Raw genomic sequence first — 334 nt, forward strand, 5'->3', positions numbered from 1 at the left:
TGAGAGAATGAACCGGCTTGTCGCGCAAAATTTAGTGGGGCAGCCCCTGGATAAACCCCAGGCACTTGCCAGACAGCAAACCTGGTCAAGCACCAAGCTGGCCTTCATTGCCCTAACAGATACATCCTTATTGCCAGCTAAAGATTTGGAATTCTTTACTTTTCTCTGCCAACACAGTGCTCCAATTCAGAAGGCCGCTGAGCTTGCCCAACAATTCAAAACACTCTTGGGCAAGCAGCACCATGGCACTTTTGACGAATGGCTGGAAAGTGCCTCGCATCCCGACTCCCTTTTGAAAAACTTTGCAAAAGGCATCAAGAGCGACTATCACGCC

1 protein-coding gene is annotated in these 334 nt (G+C 49.4%); it reads left to right on the forward strand.

What is annotated here, in order from left to right; all coding sequences use genetic code 11:
- A partial coding sequence (locus AAHB90_RS32625; protein WP_342089510.1) for a hypothetical protein occupies window positions 1-334 on the forward strand: 334 nt, incomplete at both ends.

This window comes from Dyadobacter sp. OTU695, from assembly GCF_038440355.1.
GTDB lineage: Bacteria > Bacteroidota > Bacteroidia > Cytophagales > Spirosomataceae > Dyadobacter.